This window comes from Psychroserpens luteus, from assembly GCF_015319355.1.
Classification (GTDB): domain Bacteria; phylum Bacteroidota; class Bacteroidia; order Flavobacteriales; family Flavobacteriaceae; genus Psychroserpens; species Psychroserpens luteus.
The window spans coordinates 204,631-228,237 of record NZ_JADILU010000008.1 but is presented as its reverse complement, the minus strand read 5'-3'; the positions used below and the strand labels follow the sequence as shown (position 1 = coordinate 228,237).

Sequence of the window (23,607 nt, the reverse complement as noted above, 5' to 3'; positions counted from 1 at the left end):
GAAATTGTTTAATTTTTAGTACTCAAAATGGTTTATTCTTTTGTCTGTAAATTGTCGTTTCCAACTCTTTACTTACGCTGTCAATTCAATATGTTAATGAACTTTTTATCTCTTTTCTAAAGCATCTTATTGCCTTAGCGGGTGCAAATATAAAACCCTTTTTCTATTCCTACAATACTAATCAATTTTATTTTTAAAATTTTTTAAACTCTAAAATCAATAAATCTTTATAAGAACTTAACCAAACGTCTTGCGATTAGCGGGTGCAAATATACCACCCTTTTTGTTTCTCACAACTCTATTTTGATTTTATTTTAAAAACTTTTTAAAGCTTTAAATCAATACCTTTTTATAAGAACTTTGCTAATCGTCATACGCTTAGCGGGTGCAAATATACCACCCTTCTTCTTTTCTATCCTAATTTTTTCTAATCTTTTTTTGAATTATTTCTAAACTAAACTTCTACTCCTTATCAATGAGTATGTTAGATAACAGGAGCTAAAGAAAGAAATTCCAAACTAACCCTAAACGAATTGAAAAGTCCCTGTAAGGGTTATTAGGTGCAGAGAAATAATCGTATCCTGTAAATGAAGAATTAAAATGTTCTGCTTTTAAAAATATTCTTGTTTGCCTAATCTTAGCGTTAATAAAAAAGTCTAATCTAGGAAAGCCGCCAAGTTTTTCTTGGTTTTGATTATAGAATTCTGCCAGTAATGGATCATAACCATCCATATAGTAGTCAGAGAAGTAATTAAAAGTGATTCCTGTTTGTAGAAATAACGCTTTATTTTTAAAAAAGTGATTTGAATAGTAGATAGTATTTCTAACAACTAATTCTGGCAAATTAAGTGATTGACTGTCATCATTTACTTTTTGATATAAAATTGAATTATCTAAAGCAAACTTACCAAATTTTATTTCTTTATCTAATCTAAGTTTATATAGATTAATAGATTGTTGTAATTGCTCTGGGTTTATTGTGTTAGAATCGCTTTCCGAAGAAAAAAATGAAAAATTATCAATAGTTACATACTGTAAAGAGAACTGAAAAAGTTTATTTGAATTAAATTCAAATTTAAAATCATAATTATTTTGGTTCACAAAACTTTGAATATTATTCCAATTGTAATTAATGTAATTACTTTGATAAAGTAAGAGATTGTAATTGAGAGAATTTGAATTATAGCCTATATTTCCTCTTATATAAAAATCATCTTGAATGTCATAAATGATTTCAGCTAGAAAATACTCATTTTCGAATTGACCTGTAATATTAGTTCCTATTTTTGAATTTACACCAAGGTCTCCAAATTGATTAAAATACTGAGCTTCTAAACTAATAACATTATCTTTAATTCTATTAGGTATTTGTTCACCATTTAAGATTGTAACTTTATCATAACCATAATTAATATCATTATAACTTAAGCCTACACTAATATCTCCTACAACTGGAGCCTTGTAATTGATTGATAACTTAGTTTCAAAATTTTCTAATGTCACTTTATCTCTTAGATTATTTTGATTAAATGATTCCCCTAAGAAAGTGTTATTATCAGTTTGATCAAATTGAAAATACTTATCTTCAAAATTGATACTATTTTTTATAGATAGAGATTTAGCAGTAGAGTCTTTTTGTGGTATAATCACATATCTTTGATCTAAATAAAATCTTTTACCAACCAAAATATTTTCTGCATCGTTTAGGTTTGGGTCAAAAACTGATCTATCAATGAAATCTTCATTACCTGAAGTAAAATTTATCACATCTTCGGAAGTGAGACCTCCATTTTCTTGATTCAATAAATCTTGAGTTACAATATGTGCTTTTGCTGAATAGCGTTCATCTTTGGACTTAAAATTAGATGTAAAACGTAAATTACCTGTACTTGTTAATGCTTGCTGGTAATTTCCTAATGAGCGCATACCTTTGTATGCAATAGAAAAGTTAAATTGTTTTGATGTATTAACAGTAAAAAACGCATCAAGTAATTGTCCTTGTTGAAATGCTGTTTTATAAAATAATTCTGTTAAAGGTGTAGGAACTTCATAATATTTAATATCCTCAACTTCAAAATAATTAAAATGCCTGGCCCTTGCACCAAACAAAGGTACTAAGTTAGTATTCCCAAAGTCTTTTGTTAGACTACTATATGTTTGTCCTAGGTTTGCAAACTCGATAAGACCAAAGTTATCTTTTCTTAAATAATTGAAGCTATACTCTTTTTTTATACTTAATGTAGTATCAACTATACTAACATTATTTTCTAAATCATAAATTTTATAAAGATTAATGTTTGGCTTATTAACTTGTGAATTGGAATCACTATACGATAGTTTAGATAAACTATCATTCTCAGTAGTTAAAGTCTTCTTCTTTTCTAAAGGTTTAAGATTTTGACCTTCTAGAGTACAACAAAAAGTTATTGATATAATTATTAATATTACCTTAATCATTCATGAGTAAATTGAATTCAAAAATAGAAATAAATAAAATAATTAAATATGATTTAACATTTTAAATAAAGAGACATAGTTAAGAATTAAAAGTATTTAACAAAAAAAGATCGAGAAAATTCTCGATCTTTTTGTTAATAGTATAGTATGAAATTGTTTTTTCTATTCTTACTGTTTTGTTAAAATAAACTGATAAGGTCCAAAATTCCCTAATTCACCATCTGCTGTAATTACAGCTGGTGATTCAGTATATGAAGTGGAAGTTACAGCCATATCAGCAAAGCCTCCACCCAAACTTAAAGGACTAGTAAAGCTAACTGTACCATTACATGTATCTAAAGTAGCAACTGTTCCAGCACCAAAATACTCATTAAATCCAATTGAATTGGTAAGAATAAATTTTATTTGTGTTGGATCATTTGGATCTAATACAGCTTCTACTTGATAAGATTCTCCAAAGGCAGCTGCTAAAGACAAACCTTCATTAGTACCAGATGTAAAAACCTCATCAACACTATAAATTCCTTGAATCGCATCCACATCCAAAGGACAAGGAGTAGAAATTCTATAGCTTGTAATACTATTTTCATCTAATCCAATTTCAACACCATAAACATCTGTAGCAGTTAATACAACGTCAAAAACTATAGTTTCTGTTAAGTCTGCAACACCATTAAAAACTAAAGATATTTGTTCAATTCTAGGATTAATAAAAGGATCAATTACTTCTGGCTCAGCAACTATGGATGAACCTGTTGTAACTATACTGCTGAAGTCTCCTTCAACAGCTTGTAATTCATAACTTATTGTTATACCGTCTTGGTAAACAGGAACTCTTATGTCAACTGGGATTAAAAGTTCTTCAGTAATGATAGTAATCGTTGTACCCGCTGTAAGAGTTCCAAACTCTACCCAACCACTTGTTGGATCATTTGAAAACCTTGAAGAAGAATCATCATCGTCACAAGAGAATGTTAATACTAACAACATTATAGGCAAAAGTTTTAATATATTTTTCATAATGATTTATTTAATCTTTAGTTTATTCATTAATACAGAAATCTGTTGATGCACTTGCTCCGAAATTTCCACTACCAGAAGCATAAGAAACTACAGTTTGTGCTTGACAGAACAAATCATAATTACCTGTTACATTTCCATCGAAAAGCCCATCACCATAAGAATCATATATAGTAAATGTATAACAACCAGCTGCCAATGACACGTTTATTGATTGAGTAGATCCTGCTACACCATCAGTGTAAGGACCACCTGAAATCACTACAGCACCAGAGTCATCTGTAATATCAAAACTAGTCTCACTACCATAATCATCTAGTAATATTTTTAATTGTAAATCTGAACAAACAAAAAGGTTGATATCAAATTCTCTTAAAAATTCAAATTCTACAGAAGATGTAGCAGTTAATGGAGAAACACCGTCAGGTAAATCTAAATCAACAACTAAAGAATATTCAGTAAAATCCTCCAATCCATCAAAGTTTATGGTTACGTCCACAGACCCTTCATAAGAATTAGCAGGAATCACAACAGTTCCAAAACTATAGTCTGCAGAAGTAAGTTCTTCTGAACTAGCCTCTGTATTAGCTGAAATATTAAATGAACGACTTTCAGTAGAGAGCGTAGTTGAAACAACTCCCAATGTATAAGTAATACCTTCTTCTGGAATATCTAATTCAACTTTACTTTCATTAAAGCCAATTCCTGTTTGGCCATTTATAGGATCAAAAGTAATAGACTCTGTTTCATCACAAGAAACTAAGACCATACATACGATCATTAATTTTATTATATTTTTCATAATTTCTAAATTTCTTTAAATTAATAACCTGGTGCTTGTTGGGCAGCGATTATTTGGTTAGCATTTAACTCACTTGTTGGAATAGGAAAAATAAATTTCTCTGAGTCATCTGGCAATGTACATGGGACAGAACCTTCACAATCTGATGGTTCTCTGTTAATACCTTCTCCAGTAATATCTCTAACTCTCTTAATATCTGTATATCTATGTCCTTCAAAAGCTAGTTCCAATCTTCTCTCTGCTATTACATCTTGAACAGCCTCCAATACAGAACCATAACCTAAAGGACCTTGATCTGAACCAAATCTTGCATTTCTAACACTTAAAACATCTTGAGCAGCTTGACCAAATTGAGATTGTCTTGCATATGCCTCAGCACGTATTAAATAAATCTCAGAAATTCGCATTGCCTTAAAATCATTGATAGCGTTAGTATCTGCATTTGGTGGATACTTCCCAACAGGATATATCATAGCATCATCATCACTAGTAGCATCAAGTACGACAGTTCTACGAATATCTGATTCATCTAATAATCCAGCTAATTCATCAGATACCTCAATAAATGGACCTTGCCCTGTGAAGTTCCAAATGAAATTAATTCCATAATCAAAACCTTGTACATTATTATAACGAAAAACTACCTCTGTAACATCAGCATCTTCATTAAACATGTTGAAATACTGAGCTGTATTTGCTAATGGATAGCTATCAATCAAATCATTTGCATAGGTTATTGCTGCAGGATAGTTTCCTGTTTCTAAAGCAATTCTAGCTCTAAGAAATGTCACAAAATCAGGAGTTGCAAAGCTGATATCATTAGTGCCATCAGGAAATAATGACAAAGCTGCGTCCAAATCTAATTGTATAGCTGCAAGCACATCTCCAGTAGTGTTCCTTGCTGGAGTAGCATCAGGTGACACATAATCAATATAAGGAACCCCTAAAGAACTAGCATCCCTATTATTTAATCCATAATACAATAGAACTTCATAATGAGCTAATGCTCTAAAAGCATATAACTGAGCTAAAACATTATTATAAGTATCAACTTCCTCCAAATCTATAGGGTTAGGTGTAATGTTTTCAGAAGCAAGTAACACTCTATTTATATCATTAATCACACCATATCTACTACCCCAAAGACCACGATCTCCAGTATCTGCATTTAAAATCTGATTAAGTGTGTTTAATTCTTGACCTCCAGAATCATTACCAAGTTTACAATTATCAGTAAATATGGAATTAAATCCAATTATAGGATTAAAATTATAATTTCCTACTGCACCATTTAGACCTCTTTCTAGATCACTAGTTGTTTGATAGGCTGTACTGGCTATTAAGGAATCAATAGGATTTCTATCAAGCTGATCGGTACATGCTGTCAAAATTAAGACAACACACGACATTGTTATTATTAAATATTTCTTCATTGCTATTTTATTTTTAAAAAGTTAAATCAAACCCTAAACTAAACGTTCTTGGCACTGGATATTCAAAAAACGTAGAGGTTGTTGTACCCTCTGGGTCAAAGCCTCTAAATTTAGTCCAAGTTACTAAGTTAGTACCCTGCACAAAAACTCTTATACCAGTAAATACATTTGTTTTTGCAAGAACATCTTGACTAACATTATACGAAAGAGACACATTTCTTAATCTTAAGAAAGAAGCATCTTCTAAATAACGATCACCATCAACTGCTCTAAGACCACCATAAGACAATGCTGGGATATCAGTAATTTGACCAGGAGTTGTCCATGCGTTTAACATTGACGTTGATAAATTTAAGTTTGCACCTAAACCAGCGTCTTCAATTAATGCTAAAGAACTATTTTGTTTCCATCTATCTGCTTGAAAAGCGAATAAAGTATTTAAAGAAAATCCTTTATATCTAATATCTGCTCCAAAACCACCTGTATAAGTTGGATCGAAATTTTTATCTAAATATACAGCGTTGTTAGGATCATATTCGTTTGTAATATTTCCATCAACGTCATAATAAAGGGGCTCTCCATTTGCAGGATTTACACCAGCCCATCTAGGTAAGAACCATGTAAAAGCAGATCTACCTTCAGCAACTCTAAGTGTAGTACCAGTAAAGCCAGCATCACCAGGAATATCTGTAACTTCATTTTTATTATAATTAGCATTAGCATTCAAAGTAATACTCCATGGGTTAGAATCTGATTTTCTCAAAATATCATAAGATAGTTGTAAATCAATTCCTTTGTTTACCATATCACCTACATTAGTATTTACTGTAGCAACACCAGTACCAGCTTGTGATCTCAAATCTTGCTGAAATAAATCTACTGTTTCAAAATTATAAACATCTAGTTCACCTGTCAAACGACTTTGCCAGAAACCAAAACTAAGACCTAAGTTCAATTGATTAGTAGTCTCCCACTGAATCTGTGGATCAACCAAACCACCTAGCGTATATGAATTACCTAATTGATAACCTGATCCTGAGGATACGGTTTGAATTGCTTGATAGCGATTTGTACCTACAGCTTGATTACCTACCTTACCATAACTAGCTCTTAGCTTTAAGATACTTATCCAATCAACACCTTCCATGAAGCTCTCATTATCGATATTCCATCTACCAGAAACTGACCAAAATGTACCTTCTCTATTAGCAACAAATCTAGAAGTTGCATCTCTTCTTACAGATGCAGAAAGTCCAAATCGCGTGTCATAATCTAAATCAAGAGTTGCAAAAACAGAAGCTAGTGCTAATTCACTCTCAAACGAGAATACACTTGGTATGTAGTTATATATATCACTATCATCACCTTCAGTAGTATTACCACTAGTAAAACCATTACTTGAACCTATTAAAGCTGGATTAATACCTAATGCTGTAAAACCAGCATTTTGCGTGTTTTGATAATTATATTCTGCAAATACTGCTGCATTTAAATTTATTTTCTCAGTAATATCATTGTCATATCTAATGAATGCATTTGTAATAAAACGAGCATCTCTGTAAAAACCTTCACTTTGAGAACCTTTATCCAAAGATCCTTCATTAGGTGTAATTAAACCACGAATACTATTAGGAGTAGTAATATTTAAACTTTCAATGTTAGTATAATCAAGACCAACAGAAACACCTGCTACTAAATTTTTAGCAAAATTATAATCTGCTGCAATTCGGCCAATTATTTTTACTTCAGATTCTTGATCTGTATTTAAAGCTGCTGTATTTAAAGCAATAAAAGGCGTATTTTTAAATCCATTAGCAGTATCTGGGTTAATTGTCCCATCTGCATTGTAAGCACCAGAACCACCTCCAGCGGTAGGACCAGTTCCCCAAATATTAATTGAACCATCTGCATTGTAAGGTGATAAATATGGTAAACCAATGTAAGGAACAATAAAAGGGTTATCTAATTGCCCTCCAGTATTAGTTCCTCTAACCGCATCTACTACGAAATCACTAATAGAATAGTTAAGCGTGAAATTTGTAACAAAATTAAATTTATTATCACTTGAATTTAAATTAAAGTTATTTCTAAAAGAAAAACGTTTTAAATCACTACCTAATGTTATACCTTCTTGCTTATAATACTGAACTGAAGAAAAAGATGTTGCATTCTCTCCACCTGTTGTTACAGACATTTCATGCGAGATAGTTCTACCTTCTCTAAAGAAAATATCCGTCCAATCTGTATTAGTCTGTGCAGCTATTGTTGCAATTGCAGCATCTGACAAACCATCTCCAAATTGACCAGCATCTCCTGGAAGTAAATCCCTTTGAAAAGTTAAAAACTGACTAGCATTCATAACACTAAATCTTTGTTTAGGTTGCTTAGCAACACCGTATAGATTTCTGTATTTTACTTGAACACCAGAACCTTTCTTCCCAGTTTTTGTTGTAATAAGAATCACACCACCAGCACCTCTATTTCCATAGACTGCTGTAGCCGCTGCATCTTTAAGGACAGACATCGTTTCGATATCATTCTGATTAATACTACGAAAGTTATCCTGATCTACAGGAACCCCATCCACAATAAATAATGGCTCAACATCTCCATTAAGAGATCCTCTACCACGTATTAAGATTGTAGCACTCTGTCCTGGCTGACCAGAACCTGTACTAACATTCACACCTGCTGCTTGACCCTGTAGTAATTGATCAACAGAGTTAATTGGCACTGACTCAATTGATTCAGCAGATACCGTTGCAACAGCAGATGTTACTCTAGAACTATTAGTAGCTCCAGCATAACCTGTAATAACAACTGTTTCAAGTTCAGCTAAATCCTCAGCCATTGCGAGATTTAATGTTGAACTCTGTCCAATTTTCTTTTCTGATCCTTTCATACCTACAAAACTAAATACTAGTGTTTCACCAGTACTTGCTTTGATAGAGTAATTACCATCAAAATCTGTTTGAACTCCACGCGTAGTTCCTTTTACTATTACACTTACACCTGGCAACGGAAGTCCGTCTGTAGCTGATGTAACTGTTCCTGTGACCGTTTTCTCTTGTGCGAAAGAGAGTTGCATCACAAACGCCATAAATAGCGTCATTAACCATGTTAACTTTAATTTCATAAAACAATTATTTGAGTTAGTCTTCCGCAAACATCATAATAATATATTAAATAAACAAGTATTTATGCTAAAAAAATGTTAACAAACATTTAATTGTCACAAAGCGTTTTTACTAAGTTAAACCTTAGTGTTACTAGTAATTAGATACATAAATTGTAAATAGGTTGCGTTAAAATTTTAACTTTGTTCAAACTTTAACATTTTGGGACTCAAATCGAAGTTTTCGCAATTTAATTTAGAATGTGGCACAGATGAAGCTGGAAGAGGCTGTTTAGCTGGTCCAGTAACAGCTGCTGCAGTTATTTTTCCCATAGGTTTTAAAAACGGTATTATTAATGACTCCAAGCAACTTTCAGAAAAAAAAAGAAATATTTTAAAACCAATAATTGAAAATGAAGCGACAACATTCTCTTTCGCTCATATTTTCCCAACTAAAATTGACACCATTAATATATTGAATGCCTCTATTTTAGCCATGCACAAATCTATAGAGCAACTTAAAATAGCTCCAGAGTTTATAATTGTTGATGGCAATAGATTTAAACCTTTTAATGACATACCTTTTGAAACTATTATTAAAGGAGATAGTATATACACATCTATTGCTGCTGCATCTGTTTTAGCAAAAACTTACAGAGATGCATATATGGAAGAAATTCATAAAGAATTCCCAATGTATAATTGGAAAAAGAACAAAGGCTACCCTACAAAAGAACATAGAGATGCAATAAGAAAGTATGGAATAACAAAATACCACAGAAAATCTTTTAGATTATTACCAGAACAATATCAATTGGACTTGTAACTTTTTATATTTGTAAAAATCTTTTAAATGAAAAAAATCTGGCTTGTCCTTTTTTGCTTGTCGCTACTTTTTAATTGCGAGAATTCTAAATCCAAATCGCTAAGTCCACTTTCATTAGTTCCTGATCAAACCGAAATTTTAATTAAAATAAATTCTTCGGAAGGCTTAGAGCATGGATTAAAGAACAATCTATTAGCAAATACTTTAGAAAGCTACTCAAAAATTAAAAACTTCAAGTCTTTACTAGCTCCTTTGTATGATATAAATAAAAATCACAGCTTGATTGCGCTTTCTAAAGACAGTAATGATAGTTTAGAAATTAGTTATATCATCCCTTTTTCAAAAGAAGGCATTACTCTGGACTCTATTAGAAGTATTAAAATTGATTCGACCTATAAAAGTCAAGATGGTATTAATAAATTGCTATATAACAATCAAACTTTTTACAGCATCATTATAGATAGCATCTTATTTGCATCTAACAAACTAGAAATTGTTAAAAACCCTAAAACAGAAAACATAATTAATCCTGAAATTAAAACCATTTACGATACGTCAAATAAAGACAAAATGGTATCAATATTAATAAACCACAAATCATCCTTTTTTACTCCTAAAATATTTAAAGACTCTACTTTAAACGCACTCAAATTTTCAAGCTACACCATGATAGATGGTGATATTTCTCAAAACGGTATAGTTTTCAACGGAATAACAAAAGCAAACGACTCTACAAACAGCTTGATTAATATTTTTAAGAATACAATTCCGCAGGAAAACAAAGCAGCAACCATCCTACCTCTTGATATAAAAGGTTTTAAAAGTTTAACTTTTGATAATTATGATAGTATTAAAAACAATTTACTGAGACATCATCTCATTGACACTACAATTACTCAAGATTTTAATTTTCAGAATATTTTAGAAATTTGCCAGGCAAACACAAAAACTCAAGAAGCCATTTTAATTAGATCAATTGACCCAACAATTACACTAGAAAATCTTGATTCTAAAACTAATATTGATACCTATAGGAATGTCAATATTTTTTCTTCGGAAATGATTCCGTCTTTTTTAATTGATTTTAAATTCTTTTTAAATTCAGAAGCGTCAAAGTATTTTATATCAATTGATGATTTTATTGTGTTCTCTGGTGATATAGACTTCTTAAAATCTATTATTTCAAGTGTTCAAAATAATTCAGTCTTATCAGAAACCAATTCTTACAAGAATTTAAAATTAAATCTAAGTGATGAATCATCACTATTGATTTATGGAGATGATTCAGAATTAAACAATGTATTAAACTTAAATTTCACTGACGATAAAAAATTAGATATCTCAAAATATAAATCTTCAGCGATTCAGCACATTTATGATACAAATTTCGCACATATCACAGCTGTTTTTGAAACCTATAAAAACAAGAATAATAACAACTCTGTAACCGAAGAATTTAACATCTCTCTTGACACAGACTTGTTAACACAACCTCAATTAGTTAAGAACCATACTAACAACCAAATGGATATTATTGTTCAAGATCTAAACAATAATTTATATCTTATATCCAACCAAGGTAAAGTCTATTGGAAAAAACAACTTGAAGGAAAAATACTAGGTGAAATAAATCAAATTGACACCTATAAAAACGGAAGATTACAACTCGTTTTCAACACCTCAAAACGTCTCTACGTTTTAGATAGAAACGGTAAAGATGTAAACAAGTTTCCATTAAAATTTAGTGATGAAATTACACAACCTGTTTCTGTATTTGATTATGACAAAAAGAAAAACTACAGACTCTTGATTACCCAAGGGAAATCTGTATTAATGTACGATAAAAATGGAGGCCCTGTAAAGGGATTTAAATACAAATCGGCAAACAATCTTATCACATCTCAACCAAAACATTTTAGAATTGGGAGAAAAGATTATATTGTGTTCACTCATGGCAACAAACTAGAAATTTTGGATCGTATAGGTGTGCCAAGAATAAAAGTAAATGAAACTATTAGTTTTTCTAAAAACGAAATCTATTTGTATAATAACAACTTTACAGCCTCTAACACTAATGGAGAACTCATACAAGTAGACACTAAAGGGAAAGTTAATCACAAAAACCTTAATCTAAATAGTAATCATAAAATAGCAACTACAAGTCGAACATTTGTATCCTTAAGCGATAATAAACTGACGATAAAAACTAAAACAATAGAATTAGACTTTGGAGAATATACCGCTCCAAAAATCTTTTACATAAATGATAAAATCTATGTTACGGTTACAGATTTGCAATCTAAAAAAGGATTCCTTTTTGACAGTCAGGCAAAACCAATTGCTAACTTCCCCATATACGCAAACTCTCAATTAGAACTTAATAATATTGATAAAGACAACTCATTAGAAGTGATTACAAAAGGAGATAAAAATATGATTATTGTTTATGAAATAAGATAAAAATAAGTTCTCATTACTACCAAATACACACAAAACCCTACAAGATATACATCATTTTTTGTCAATCGAATAGGTTTACATATCTTCAAACATACTACTAATCAAAACATTAGTATTCATGTTTTATAAACTATTGTATTCTAAATTTGCCATAACAGTTTTAGCATTTTTATTTTTTATTCCATTATCTCACTCACAAACCAAAAAATTAAAACGCCCAAAAAGCAGAGTAGGAATTTCTAGTGTAGATACATTTGTACAAGAATCCTTTGACCTTTATGAAAAAGTCTACAAATACGATGGTTATGCTCAAGCAGGAACACCATTAGACGATGAAGATATCGATGTCTTAGAAGAAGCACTTACTGAAATGACAGCTTTAAGCGATAGCGCATCAAATATTATATCAGACTTGGATGGAGTAGGAATACTCAAACAAGGAAAAGCTACACTTCAAATAAATAAAGCAAAGAAAGCAATAAAGTACAGCATAAAAACTGCGAAAGAATTGCTTTTGGGAGAAAGAAACAAGAAAGAAGAGGATGATAATGAGGTTGAAAACTCAAGTGATGACGACAATAATGATGGAGATTCAAATTCAGAAAATGAAGAGAATGACACTGATAATAAAGACCCTGAGAACATATCACACGATCTTGAAGTATTAAGTAAATTTGATTTTGTACCTGGCAATAAAACCATATTTTTTGATGATTTTTCGCAAGATTTTATTGGCGATTTTCCTTCAAAATGGAACACTAATGGTTCTGGTGAACTCGTTAAGATTAATGATTCGCCAAATAATTGGCTTAGGCTTATTTCTGGTAGAAATACTAAGTATATTCCAGACATCAAAAATCTTCCTGACACCTTTACTTTAGAGTTCGATATGCTTACAAAAGGTTTAAACAATAAAACGTCTTCACAGTCTTACTTTCAAATATTAATCTCAGATAACAATACATTTAATAAAGACACTAATTTCGCAATGGTCGAAATTCCTTTGTGTCAATTTATAGATCGCGGATTAATAGTAGAAAATAGTATTAATGGCAAGAGGGAAATTCGCAATGAAATACAAGTGGACATCAGAAAACAGGTTACTAAAAGAAATCATATTTCTGTGGCCATTAACAAACAACGCTTTAGAGTTTGGATTAATGAAACAAAGTATGTGGACATTCCTAGATTACTTCCAGAAAATGTGAGCATGAAAAGTATAAAGCTACATTTAAGAGGATTAGATATCAATAAGGAAAATCTATATGTGAGTAATTTTAAAGTTGCTGAAGGTGGTGTCGATTTAAGACGAAAACTACTCGCTGATGGAAAAATTTCTACTAATGGTATTCTTTTTGACTCTGGCTCAGCAAACATAAAACCACAATCTTATGGAATCATTCGTCAAATCTCACAAGTATTACAACAGGATGATGCTATAAAACTAAAAATCGTTGGTCATACAGATGGAGACGGTAATGATGATACAAATTTAAAACTTTCAAAATCTCGTGCAGAAGCTGTGAAACATGCTCTTATTAATGTATATAAAATTGATGGAAGTAGGCTTATTTCCGAAGGAAAAGGAGAAAACGAACCTGTTGCAGATAATTCAACTTCAGAAGGAAAAGCACAAAACAGACGTGTAGAATTCATAAAACAGTAACTCATTAACTGCAATAAAATAGATGCCTAATTTTTAATGAACGCATCAAAGAGTTTTCTTTGCATTTTTGATAATATGAAGTCAAAATTTAGTAGTATTGTGACTCAAATTTTTGACTATGATTAAACGTAATAAAGCCTCAATTTCTAAATGTATTCTTCATAAAGTAGGTAACAAATTCAATAGTACTAAAAATGCTTTTTCAGAGCAAGTCATTGATTTTGAAGAGATAAGCTACGACTTAATGCTCCCATACTTATTGAGACCTTTTACAAGTCTTGCGGAATCTTACAGGTTTAATCACCACTCCAATGTTGATCTTAATGAAATTAATAGTTACGCCACTCAATTACTAGAAGGAGATTCTGATTTTGTTGACATCTCAAAACACATTGTAACACATTTATTTGAACAATCTAATTCTTCTCAAATAAAAACAGGTGATGTTATTATTTGCATGTTTCATGATATTCAATATGAAGATTATCAAACGGATGCTATTGGAATTTTTAAAATCGAAAACAAATCTCATTTCTTCCAAACTTATTTAGAAGAGGGCAGTTATGATATTGTTGCACAAAAAGGAATTTCGACTAAAAAAGTAGATAAAGGCGTTTTAATCCTTAATGCTGCAGATACTGAAGGCAAGATAGTACTAAGTGTCGACAACAATAACTATGATGCACAATATTGGATTAAAAGCTTCTTAAACATTAAATATCCTGATGATTCTAATCAGCATACTAAGAATTATATCGAAATGTGCCGAGATTTCTCAAAAGAGGTCATGCAACCTCAATTTGGCGGACAACAACAAAGTAACTTCTTAGCTAAAACTGTAGATTTTTTCAAAGAAAACGAAATCGTGAATGTAGAAACATTTAAAGAAGAAGTTTTTGATGAAGAAGATACCATACAGCTTTTTGAAGATTATAAAAAAGTATACGAGACCGACCATAACATACTCATTAGAAACCAATTTGATGTGTCTGATGTGGTTTTAAAGAAACAAAAGCAAAAAATCAAAACCGAAATCAAACTCGATACTAACATTCAAATCAAACTTGATGTTGATGCTCCTGATGCATCTGCAGAGTATCTAGAGCGTGGCTATGATGACGAGAAGAAAATGCACTTTTACAAAGTGTTTTTTAATGAGGAAGGATAAATAATAATAGTTTCTATTTAGCGTTAAGAAATAAAATCTAACTAACATGAAATATCCATTTTACTTCATTCTCGTTTTTTTAGTTTTTAGTTCATGTAATGCGGTAAAAACCTTACCAAACTCTTCTTATGAAAGCGAAAAGTATAGAAGCCAAGAAACCATTACCAAATCATTGTTCAACTCTTCAGGACAGACGATTTCCGAAGAAAACATTCCTTTAATACTCAATGGCAACATAGAGCTTGGAGACTCTCTTAAAGTTGCTGTTTTCAACTACACTAAAGATTCTAACCATAATACGTACTATGGTTATCGTGATGAAGAGTTTCTAAAAAATCAACAGTCTTATGTTGACGCTTTAAAATCTAAAATCCAAAGTTCTCAAAAAGTGAATAAAACTATTTTAATGCCATCTATTATGGCAGATAAAAACTCTTCTATTGTGAGTTTGAGAGATATCTCTATTCGTTTGCAAGCTAACCTCCTACTCGTTTACAATATTAGAAGTGATACGTACTATAAATACAAAACGTTCTCTGCAAATGAAACAAAAGCCTTTGCTACTGTTGAGATTTTTTTAATGGATACTAAAACAGGAATTATTCCTTTTACAACGATTTCTACTCAAGAAAGTTTTGGTCAAAAAACGTCTAAGGAACTCACAGATTCAGAATTGCGTGAGCAAACAAAATCTAAAGCAGTATTAAAAGCATTAGAGGTTGTTGGTAGTGAATTATTAGAGTTTTTAAATACAAGTAAATAAGTAAAATTAAACAAACTCAGCCTCAAAAAGCGCACTAAAATGCTTCAGAAGTTTTTCTTTAACTTCGGCTTCATTTATTTTTTCAACACCTAACTCAACCTGTAAAGACGTGACTGCTTTGCCACGAATTCCGCAAGGTATAATGTTATCAAAATAACCTAAATCGGCATTGACATTTAGTGCAAAACCATGCATGGTCACCCAACGACTAGCACGAACTCCCATGGCACAAATTTTTCTGGCAAATGGTGTACCAACGTCTAACCAAACACCTGTTTCACCAGGACTACGTTCGGCTCTTAATCCGTATTCATCTAACGTTAGAATGATCACCTCTTCAAGAAATCTTAGGTATTTATGAATATCAGTGAAAAAATTATCCAAATCCAATATAGGATAACCAACAATTTGACCAGGTCCATGATACGTGATATCTCCTCCTCTATTTATTTTGTAGAATGTTGCTCCTTTTTGAGTCAATTGCTCTTCAGAAAGCAATAAATTAGACACATCACCACTTTTACCTAAAGTGTATACATGAGGATGCTCAACAAACAGAAAATAATTATCTGTTTCTAATCCTGCGTCTTCACGCCTATTCTTGATTTTAGTATCTAAAATACCTTTAAAGATTTCCTCTTGGTAATCCCAAGTTTCTTTAAAATCTTTAGTTCCTAAATCTTGGAGTTTTATATGTTTATTCACACTATTTATCTTCTAAAACAACTTCAAAATCCAATAACTCAGGATCTTTAAGCATGTCCATAAATCCAACTTCAAAAGTCACCGTTTTTCTATCCTCACTATACATTGCACCTTCTTTAGAGAATGATTTAACAGCTCTAGGAAAATGATAATTAATCGTGTATTTAGAAGACCCAAACATCATAGCAGATTGCCCTAAACTATCTAGTGACTGTTGGTGTAATTCTTTATCAATAATCTTAGACGATCTCTTAAACACGGTTCCATCATAAGAATATTGCACATCTGTAGACCCATCTTCTCCAATACCAGAAAAAGGACTCGATGGCGTATTTTGTTCAGCTCCACCTTTACCTTGTAGGTTACTAAAGCTATTCATCGCCTTAAACATATCTTGAAGATTATTTGCATCTTTAAAATCTGTAGATAAATCAAACACCATTTTTTTGGTTTCAGGATTCATTTGCATGTGCATTTTAAAATCCTTTAAAGCCATTATTTTTTGTTGCTCCTCTGGTGATAAGGTTGCGATACTATCTCTATTTTCTTCAATAAAATCTTTAAAAACTATTGTAGAATCCATTGCTTTATCCATTCCTTTTGAAGACTCTCCATCTCCCATTTGAGATACCATTTCCATCATTTCTGAGGCATCCATAGAAAATTCCATTTTACCGCTTCCATCTTCGTTAATATAGATGTTTTCAGAAAACTGACAACTCGTTAAAGTCAATGTTAAAGCGCACGCAATGAGTGTGAAAAATTTATTCATTTTAAAATATTTAATGGTTTAATACAACAAAGATACGGTTTTATCTTTCAGGATTATTAAGAATTACTAGTGCTGCAATGACACCAGGAACCCATCCAAATATCCAAAGTATAAAGACAATTAGAATAGAACCACACCCTTTTCCTATAACAGCTAAAGGCGGACAAATAATAGCGAGAATAACTCTCCAAAAACTCATATGTAATAATTTTAATGATGCCGAAATGTGCTCGACATGAATTGACTGATGTAATTATAGGACGTCATTTGAGTTTCTTTGTTACATTTAAACCTGAGTTCGACTTAAGATTTAATTTTCAGAACCCCAATAAAAGTGAGATTTGAAGTGTGAAATTATTGGAATATCGAGATAATTTTAAACAATAAGATTGCATTTTATCAAGGTTTCTAAAAAGATTTGATGATTTTTTTCCAATTATTGTTCTAATTTTTCAAATTAACCAGTTAGTCTTTCAAAATCATAACTGCTAATAGAATAAAAATTCATTCAAACTGAAAACAAATGTTAGGTCGAACTCAGGTTTTCAATAAAATATAGTAGTTTAGTGCTGTGAGATATTTAGTATATGTTATTATTTTTTTCTTCGGAAATGTTGCGGTTGCACAACATCATTTCCAAGGACACATTGACAATGAACGTTGGCAAAGTGAAGTCTATCTTTCGGTTATTGAAGACTACCGAACACTCGATGGCATCAACGATGAGCAAATTATCACTAAAGTAAAAACCGATTCTAGTGGCTTCTTTAAGTTTGACCAGAACCTGCTTGATATTCAGCAAAAAATCTATAAACTACACGTTGACAATTGCACATCATCTAATCAAAGTAGCAATCATTTTGATGGTCATTGCACAGATTATAAGGATATTTTATTCATTGCGAAACGTACAGACTCCATAACGTTCCCATTATCTTTTGATGCTCAAATGTTTTGCGATATTGATTCAAACAATCCAAAAACAAGTGCTTTTATCCAAATTGACTCTCTAAAAGAGGAAATGAGATTTGCTTATTCTGAATTTAGAAGCAAAGCAAACCGAAATTTAAACAACAAAAAATGGTTTAAAACATTACAAAATTATGGTAAAGATCTTGACGAACCTTTAGCAGAACTTTACATCTACGCTTTTCTATCTGATCGTGGTAATCAGTTTCATAATTATTATTTAGAAGATTTAAAAACGAATTCTTATTATGATGAATTGTTGGAGCGATTACAAGATTCCTATCCAAATTCATCTTACGCAAAACAGTATGAGGCAGAATTAACCTCAGATAAGTTTATTGTGTTTCCTTCGGAAGAAAAATCAAGCTTTAACTGGTCTTACCTTTGGGTTGGCTTACTTATTGTTTCAGTTCTATTAAACTTGTGGTTTCTCATTTCAGCAAAAAACAAAAAATCAAAACAACATATCGAAGCTAAAGAGCAATTGACAAAACAAGAACAAAATGTTTTAGACTTATTGTTAGGTGATAATACGAATAAAGACATAGCAGAAACGCTTTTTGTAAGCGTAAGCACTGTTAAAACACATGTAAATAACGTTTATAAAAAATTAAATGTCAATTCCAGAAACGAATTAAAATCACTGTTTACCAAATAGTTACACAATTCAACCTAAGGACTAGTACTCATTTCAACCTCCTATTTTTAAGATTTCCCAAAGTAATTAATGATGTTTGTGACTTAATAATCAAAAAAACAAATATCATGAATTTCATTACACTCAAAACAAACAGTTTAAAATCAATTTTCAATTGCGCACTAGTTGCAATCGCCTTATTATTTACAAGTATGTCATTTGCACAAAATGAGACTTCTGGCGTTCTTACTTTTGAAACTACAACTATAGATTATGGTACCATCCAACAAAATGCAGATGGTGTTAGAGTGTTCACTTTCAAAAATACAGGAGATGCTCCAATTGTAATTTCTAATGTAAAAACATCTTGTGGCTGTACTGTACCAACATATCCTAAACAAGCAGTTCTTCCAGGAACTTCTGCAGAGATTAGTATTAAATATGCAACTAACAGACTAGGTAAATTCTCAAAATCTATTACAGTAATGTCTAATGCTACTGAAGGAAATAAAATATTAAGAATCAAAGGTGAAGTTTTGAAGGATTTAGATAATCAACAATAAGCCTCTATGAAACTTATAGTTAAACACCTCTTTACAGTACTTGTTTTTGCAAATGCATCATTATGTTTCTCTCAAATTAATTATTTAGAAACTGCTTCTAAAATACTTTCTAGTAAATCAGAAAACGAAGTTCTACATGTTAATTATACCGAACAAGAACACCTACTTGGTCATAATTCTAAACCTTGGGAAACAAATGTTTATAGTATTAAAGGAGAAGTATGGATTAACAAAAGACATTTCTCAAAACGAGATAGTTTAACTACGAATAGAAACCGAAATTACACTTCTAAAACTGATATTGTGAATTTCAATATCCTTAATTTAGATTATGGTGACCAAGAGATTAGATCTGTATCTTCAAAATTTGTGTTCGAAAAACTAATGAATACAGCAAGATATTCGCCACTAACTTTAATTGAATATGTGATTAAGAATAATAGCGCTATTGAAATAAAATCAACTGATGACACGATTTGTTATTCAACAAAAATAAACGAGTTTTTAACTGAAATTTATATCAATCGCGCTAATAATCTAGTAGAAAAAATCACTTACACTGGTTTTGACGAACTATATGGTGATGTTACGACGACATTTTTATATTCTGAATATAGAGAGTTAGAACAAGTATCTTTTCCAAGAAAAATTACTGTCGAAAAAATCAATGGAAAAATCATAGACCACATTGAAATTACAGATAGTAGTATTACCTCAAATTTACCTAAACTTTTATCCGAACCCATAGGCTATCAAATTGTAGAAGATGAAATCATTCCAGAATTAAAAACGACAAAATACAACGACTTCATCTACTTCATAGATCTATTACATACAGATGATAAAGTTATGGTTGTCGAATTTGATGATTATGTGTTGGTTGCTGAAGCTCCAATAAACAGCAAAAATGGGGAGCTTATTATTTCCGAAGTAAAAAAAATCATCCCAACTAAACCAATAAAATATTTTGTATTTGGACATCATCATCCGCATTATTTAGGTGGCCTGAGAGCTTTCGTTCATGAAGATGCTACAATATTATGTACTTCAATTAGTAAAGAATATGTTGAGTTTATAGCCAATAGTTCACACACGATTGAACCAGATAATTTAGAGTTAGAGCCAAAACCTTTAAAAACTCAAATCATTACAGATCATTTGATTTTAGGTTCAAAAAGAGAGATGGAAATCTATTTTATTGGAGAAAAATCTGCGCACACTGTAGATTATTTGATTTACTATTTCCCAGAAGAACAATTATTGTTTCAGGATGATTTATGTTGGATTCCCAAAAACGGAGACATTACAAAAGCTAGCGCAAGACAATTGGGATTATACAATAGTATTAAAGCGCTAAATTTGAAGGTAAAAACGATAATTCAATCGTGGCCAATAGAAAGTCATAAGGTAAAAACGGTTTTTCTATTTACAGATTTAGAAAAATCTGTTTTGATAAACTAAATCAATGTAAAAAGTAGTTCCCTAATTCTTGTAAATAATGTAATTTTGCACCTGCTTATCGTGAAGATAGGTTATCATAAATATATTTAGCATGCAGCTTTCAGAACAAGAATTAGTAAGACGCGAGAAACTCGCAAAATTAAGAGCCATAGGCATCAACCCTTATCCTGCAGATTTATTCCCTGTAGACCACACTTCAAAACAGATTAAAAACAACTTTGAAGACGGTAAAAAGGTCATTATAGCTGGTCGATTAATGTCTCGTCGTATTCAAGGAAATGCAAGTTTTGCTGAGCTACAAGATAGTGCTGGCAGAATACAAGTCTATTTTAACAGAGATGAAATTTGTACTGGAGATGACAAAAGCAAATACAACGATGTCTATAAAAAACTCTTAGATATTGGAGATTTTATAGGTATTGAAGGCGAATTATTCACCACTAAAGTTGGTGAAAAAACAGTCATGGTTAAAGGTTTTACGTTACTTAGTAAAGCTTTAAAACCTTTGCCTCTACCAAAAACAGATAGTGAAGGTAAAACCTTTGATGAATTCAACGATCCAGAAATGCGCTACAGACAGCGTTATGCAGATTTGGTTGTAAATCCACACGTTAAAGAAGTATTCGTAAAACGCACAAAGTTATTTACTGCAATGCGTGATTTTTTCAATACAGCTGGATATTTCGAGGTTGAAACACCAATTCTTCAGCCAATTCCTGGAGGTGCTGCTGCTCGTCCGTTTATCACTCATCACAACAGTTTAGATATTCCGTTGTACATGAGAATTGCTAATGAGTTGTATTTAAAACGATTAATTGTTGGTGGTTTTGATGGTGTTTATGAGTTTTCTAAAAACTTTAGAAATGAAGGTATGGATAGAACTCACAATCCTGAGTTTACTGCCATGGAAATCTATGTATCTTACAAAGATTACAATTGGATGATGGATTTCTGCGAACAACTTTTAGAACACTGCGCAATCGCTGTCAACGGAACAACCGAAGCAACATTTGGAGAGCATAAAATTAACTTCAAAGCACCTTACGCTCGTGTAACCATGGCAGATTCTATCAAACATTTTACTGGTTTTGATATCACTGGTAAGACTGAGGCAGAAATTCGCCAAGCAGCAAAAGACATGCACATTGAAGTTGACGATACCATGGGTAAAGGAAAACTTATTGATGAAATTTTTGGAGAAAAATGTGAAGGAAATTACATCCAACCAACCTTTATTACCGATTATCCAAAGGAAATGAGTCCTTTATGTAAAGAGCATCGTGAAAACCCAGAATTGACTGAGCGTTTTGAATTGATGGTCTGCGGAAAAGAGATCGCTAACGCATATTCAGAGTTAAACGACCCAATAGATCAAAGAGAACGATTTGAGCACCAACTTAAACTGGCTGCTAAAGGTGATGATGAAGCTACCGAATTTATAGATCACGATTTCTTACGTGCTTTAGAATACGGAATGCCTCCAACATCTGGAATGGGAATTGGAATGGATCGTTTAATTATGTTTTTAACGAATAATCAGTCTATTCAAGAAGTATTATTCTTTCCTCAAATGCGTGCAGAAAAGAAGAAAGTTGAAATGAGCGAGGAAGAAAAAGCAATTTTCGCTATTCTTAAAGCAAATTCACCAATAGCACTTAATGATCTTAAAGTACAATCTGGTTTAAGTAATAAAAAATGGGATAAATCTATAAAAGGACTCACTGCCAAAAGTGTAGCCAAAGTTCTCAAAAATGATGATGGCCTATTTGTAGAAATAGCTTAACACAATATTTTAAACACTTGTTAGTTTAGTATCGAAATACAATGACTTTGAAACTAAATTTAAGACAAAACTATAAAGCATACCTCCTATTTGGGTATGCTTTTTTATTACTAGTTCACTTTCTAATTAAAGATAGAATTTTCCCACTGAGCATATTGTTTTATGCATCTCCAATGCCTATTCTTATTTTAGTTGGACTTGTACTTTTGGTTATATGTTTCCGAAGAAAAAAAATTAGAATCTCTTTAATTATTGTCTGTGGTATTTTAATAGCGTTGTGGTTCAAAAATGATTACCAAACAACCAAACCTGTTTCAAACAAAGAGTCATCAAAAGTTCTATTCTGGAATTTAGCAAAACGTGACCAACTCCCAATTGATGTTCTTAAAGAAAGCGTTGCTAATTACCAACCAGATATTCTGGCTTTTGTAGAAGCTCCCAAGGAAATTTTAACCAATTTTGAAGCATTAAAATTAGAACTCCCAGACTATAATTTTGAGGTTTTAGGTGGTGCAATGCTAATTGCTGCAAAAGGAAATATTACTCTATTAGATTTTGTATATGAAGATGACATTCAAACTTCTGCTGTTTTAAAAATCACCTTGAGACATAAAAGCGTAAAGATGATGATTTCAGATGCGACCTCTAATTTGTTAGTTGACAAAAAAGTCCCTTTAGGACACATTTTAAATTTGGCAAATCAAAACCAAGTAGACTACATTGTTGGAGATTTTAACATACCTTACGAAAGTGCTTTTTTTGATCTATATAAAGAAAATTTTGAAAGCTTTCACTCCTGTAATGATGGATTTACTGCGACATGGCCTATGGGAATTCCGCTGTTAGAACTTGATCATGTTTGGTTATCAAAAAAGCATAAACCTATTGTTTTGAAAAAAGAATACTCCAATGCTTCAGACCACGCTTTAATTATTGCAGAATACCTTTAAAACAAATGACATAATAAGATCAATGAAAAAAAAGTATTTTTTCATGGTTAAAATCCT

General features: G+C 31.5%; 18 protein-coding genes. 10 read left to right on the top strand and 8 right to left on the bottom strand.

Annotated elements, in window-relative coordinates; all coding sequences use genetic code 11:
* Nucleotides 1-498 precede the first annotated feature (498 nt).
* From IM744_RS18200 to IM744_RS18180, 5 genes are all read right to left on the bottom strand, one after another.
* Nucleotides 499-2,457, bottom strand: coding sequence for a putative porin (locus tag IM744_RS18200; RefSeq protein WP_194509604.1), 1,959 nt, complete (start codon nucleotides 2,455-2,457; stop codon nucleotides 499-501).
* A 168-nt stretch (nucleotides 2,458-2,625) separates the two neighbouring features.
* Nucleotides 2,626-3,477 carry a hypothetical protein gene (locus tag IM744_RS18195; protein WP_194509603.1) on the bottom strand — a complete coding sequence of 284 codons (852 nt, stop codon included), beginning with the start codon at nucleotides 3,475-3,477 and terminating at the stop codon, nucleotides 2,626-2,628.
* Nucleotides 3,478-3,499: 22 nt separating this feature from the next.
* Nucleotides 3,500-4,279: a hypothetical protein gene (locus IM744_RS18190; RefSeq protein ID WP_194509602.1), complete on the bottom strand. Its 780-nt coding sequence runs from the start codon at nucleotides 4,277-4,279 to the stop codon at nucleotides 3,500-3,502.
* Nucleotides 4,280-4,299: 20 nt separating this feature from the next.
* A complete protein-coding gene (locus IM744_RS18185; protein ID WP_194509601.1) occupies nucleotides 4,300-5,712 on the bottom strand; it encodes a RagB/SusD family nutrient uptake outer membrane protein in 1,413 nt (470 codons plus the stop codon).
* A 13-nt stretch (nucleotides 5,713-5,725) separates the two neighbouring features.
* Nucleotides 5,726-8,848 carry a SusC/RagA family TonB-linked outer membrane protein gene (locus IM744_RS18180; protein WP_194509600.1) on the bottom strand — a complete coding sequence of 1,041 codons (3,123 nt, stop codon included), beginning with the start codon at nucleotides 8,846-8,848 and terminating at the stop codon, nucleotides 5,726-5,728.
* Nucleotides 8,849-9,050: 202 nt separating this feature from the next.
* Between IM744_RS18180 and IM744_RS18175 the strand changes: the two genes are divergently transcribed.
* From IM744_RS18175 to IM744_RS18155, 5 genes are all read left to right on the top strand, one after another.
* Nucleotides 9,051-9,653: a ribonuclease HII gene (locus IM744_RS18175; protein ID WP_194509599.1), complete on the top strand. Its 603-nt coding sequence runs from the start codon at nucleotides 9,051-9,053 to the stop codon at nucleotides 9,651-9,653.
* Between the two features lie 27 nt (nucleotides 9,654-9,680).
* The gene (locus IM744_RS18170; RefSeq protein ID WP_194509598.1) at nucleotides 9,681-12,113 is read left to right on the top strand and encodes a ribonuclease HII; all 2,433 of its coding nucleotides are present in this window, start codon (nucleotides 9,681-9,683) and stop codon (nucleotides 12,111-12,113) included.
* Nucleotides 12,114-12,231: 118 nt separating this feature from the next.
* The gene (locus IM744_RS18165; RefSeq protein WP_194509597.1) at nucleotides 12,232-13,779 is read left to right on the top strand and encodes an OmpA family protein; all 1,548 of its coding nucleotides are present in this window, start codon (nucleotides 12,232-12,234) and stop codon (nucleotides 13,777-13,779) included.
* 118 nt (nucleotides 13,780-13,897) lie between these two features.
* On the top strand, nucleotides 13,898-14,947 hold the full coding sequence (locus IM744_RS18160) for a nucleoid-associated protein (protein ID WP_194509596.1): 1,050 nt from the start codon (nucleotides 13,898-13,900) through the stop codon (nucleotides 14,945-14,947).
* 46 nt (nucleotides 14,948-14,993) lie between these two features.
* Nucleotides 14,994-15,710 (top strand): hypothetical protein, encoded by a 717-nt coding sequence (locus tag IM744_RS18155; protein WP_194509595.1) that lies wholly within the window; start codon nucleotides 14,994-14,996, stop codon nucleotides 15,708-15,710.
* Between the two features lie 6 nt (nucleotides 15,711-15,716).
* On the opposite strand, the gene lipB is transcribed toward IM744_RS18155, so the two are convergent.
* Genes lipB through IM744_RS18140 form a run of 3 tightly spaced genes read right to left on the bottom strand, consistent with a single transcriptional unit; the run spans nucleotide 15,717 to nucleotide 17,386 of the window.
* Nucleotides 15,717-16,415, bottom strand: coding sequence for a lipoyl(octanoyl) transferase LipB (gene lipB / locus IM744_RS18150; protein ID WP_194509594.1), 699 nt, complete (start codon nucleotides 16,413-16,415; stop codon nucleotides 15,717-15,719).
* A gap of 1 nt (nucleotide 16,416) precedes the next feature.
* Nucleotides 16,417-17,187, bottom strand: a complete 771-nt coding sequence (locus tag IM744_RS18145) for a hypothetical protein (protein WP_194509593.1) — start codon at nucleotides 17,185-17,187, stop codon at nucleotides 16,417-16,419.
* 40 nt (nucleotides 17,188-17,227) lie between these two features.
* The gene (locus tag IM744_RS18140; RefSeq protein ID WP_194509592.1) at nucleotides 17,228-17,386 is read right to left on the bottom strand and encodes a YqaE/Pmp3 family membrane protein; all 159 of its coding nucleotides are present in this window, start codon (nucleotides 17,384-17,386) and stop codon (nucleotides 17,228-17,230) included.
* A gap of 372 nt (nucleotides 17,387-17,758) precedes the next feature.
* Between IM744_RS18140 and IM744_RS20860 the strand changes: the two genes are divergently transcribed.
* From IM744_RS20860 to IM744_RS18115, 5 genes are all read left to right on the top strand, one after another.
* Nucleotides 17,759-18,814 carry a helix-turn-helix domain-containing protein gene (locus IM744_RS20860; protein WP_317175403.1) on the top strand — a complete coding sequence of 352 codons (1,056 nt, stop codon included), beginning with the start codon at nucleotides 17,759-17,761 and terminating at the stop codon, nucleotides 18,812-18,814.
* A gap of 107 nt (nucleotides 18,815-18,921) precedes the next feature.
* Entirely contained in the window at nucleotides 18,922-19,356 is a 435-nt protein-coding gene (locus IM744_RS18130; RefSeq protein WP_194509591.1) for a DUF1573 domain-containing protein, read from the top strand.
* Between the two features lie 6 nt (nucleotides 19,357-19,362).
* Nucleotides 19,363-20,817 (top strand): MBL fold metallo-hydrolase, encoded by a 1,455-nt coding sequence (locus tag IM744_RS18125; protein ID WP_194509590.1) that lies wholly within the window; start codon nucleotides 19,363-19,365, stop codon nucleotides 20,815-20,817.
* A 91-nt stretch (nucleotides 20,818-20,908) separates the two neighbouring features.
* On the top strand, nucleotides 20,909-22,600 hold the full coding sequence (gene lysS, locus IM744_RS18120; protein ID WP_194509589.1) for a lysine--tRNA ligase: 1,692 nt from the start codon (nucleotides 20,909-20,911) through the stop codon (nucleotides 22,598-22,600).
* Nucleotides 22,601-22,647: 47 nt separating this feature from the next.
* On the top strand, nucleotides 22,648-23,550 hold the full coding sequence (locus tag IM744_RS18115; protein WP_194509588.1) for an endonuclease/exonuclease/phosphatase family protein: 903 nt from the start codon (nucleotides 22,648-22,650) through the stop codon (nucleotides 23,548-23,550).
* The last annotated feature ends 57 nt before the right edge of the window (nucleotides 23,551-23,607 follow it).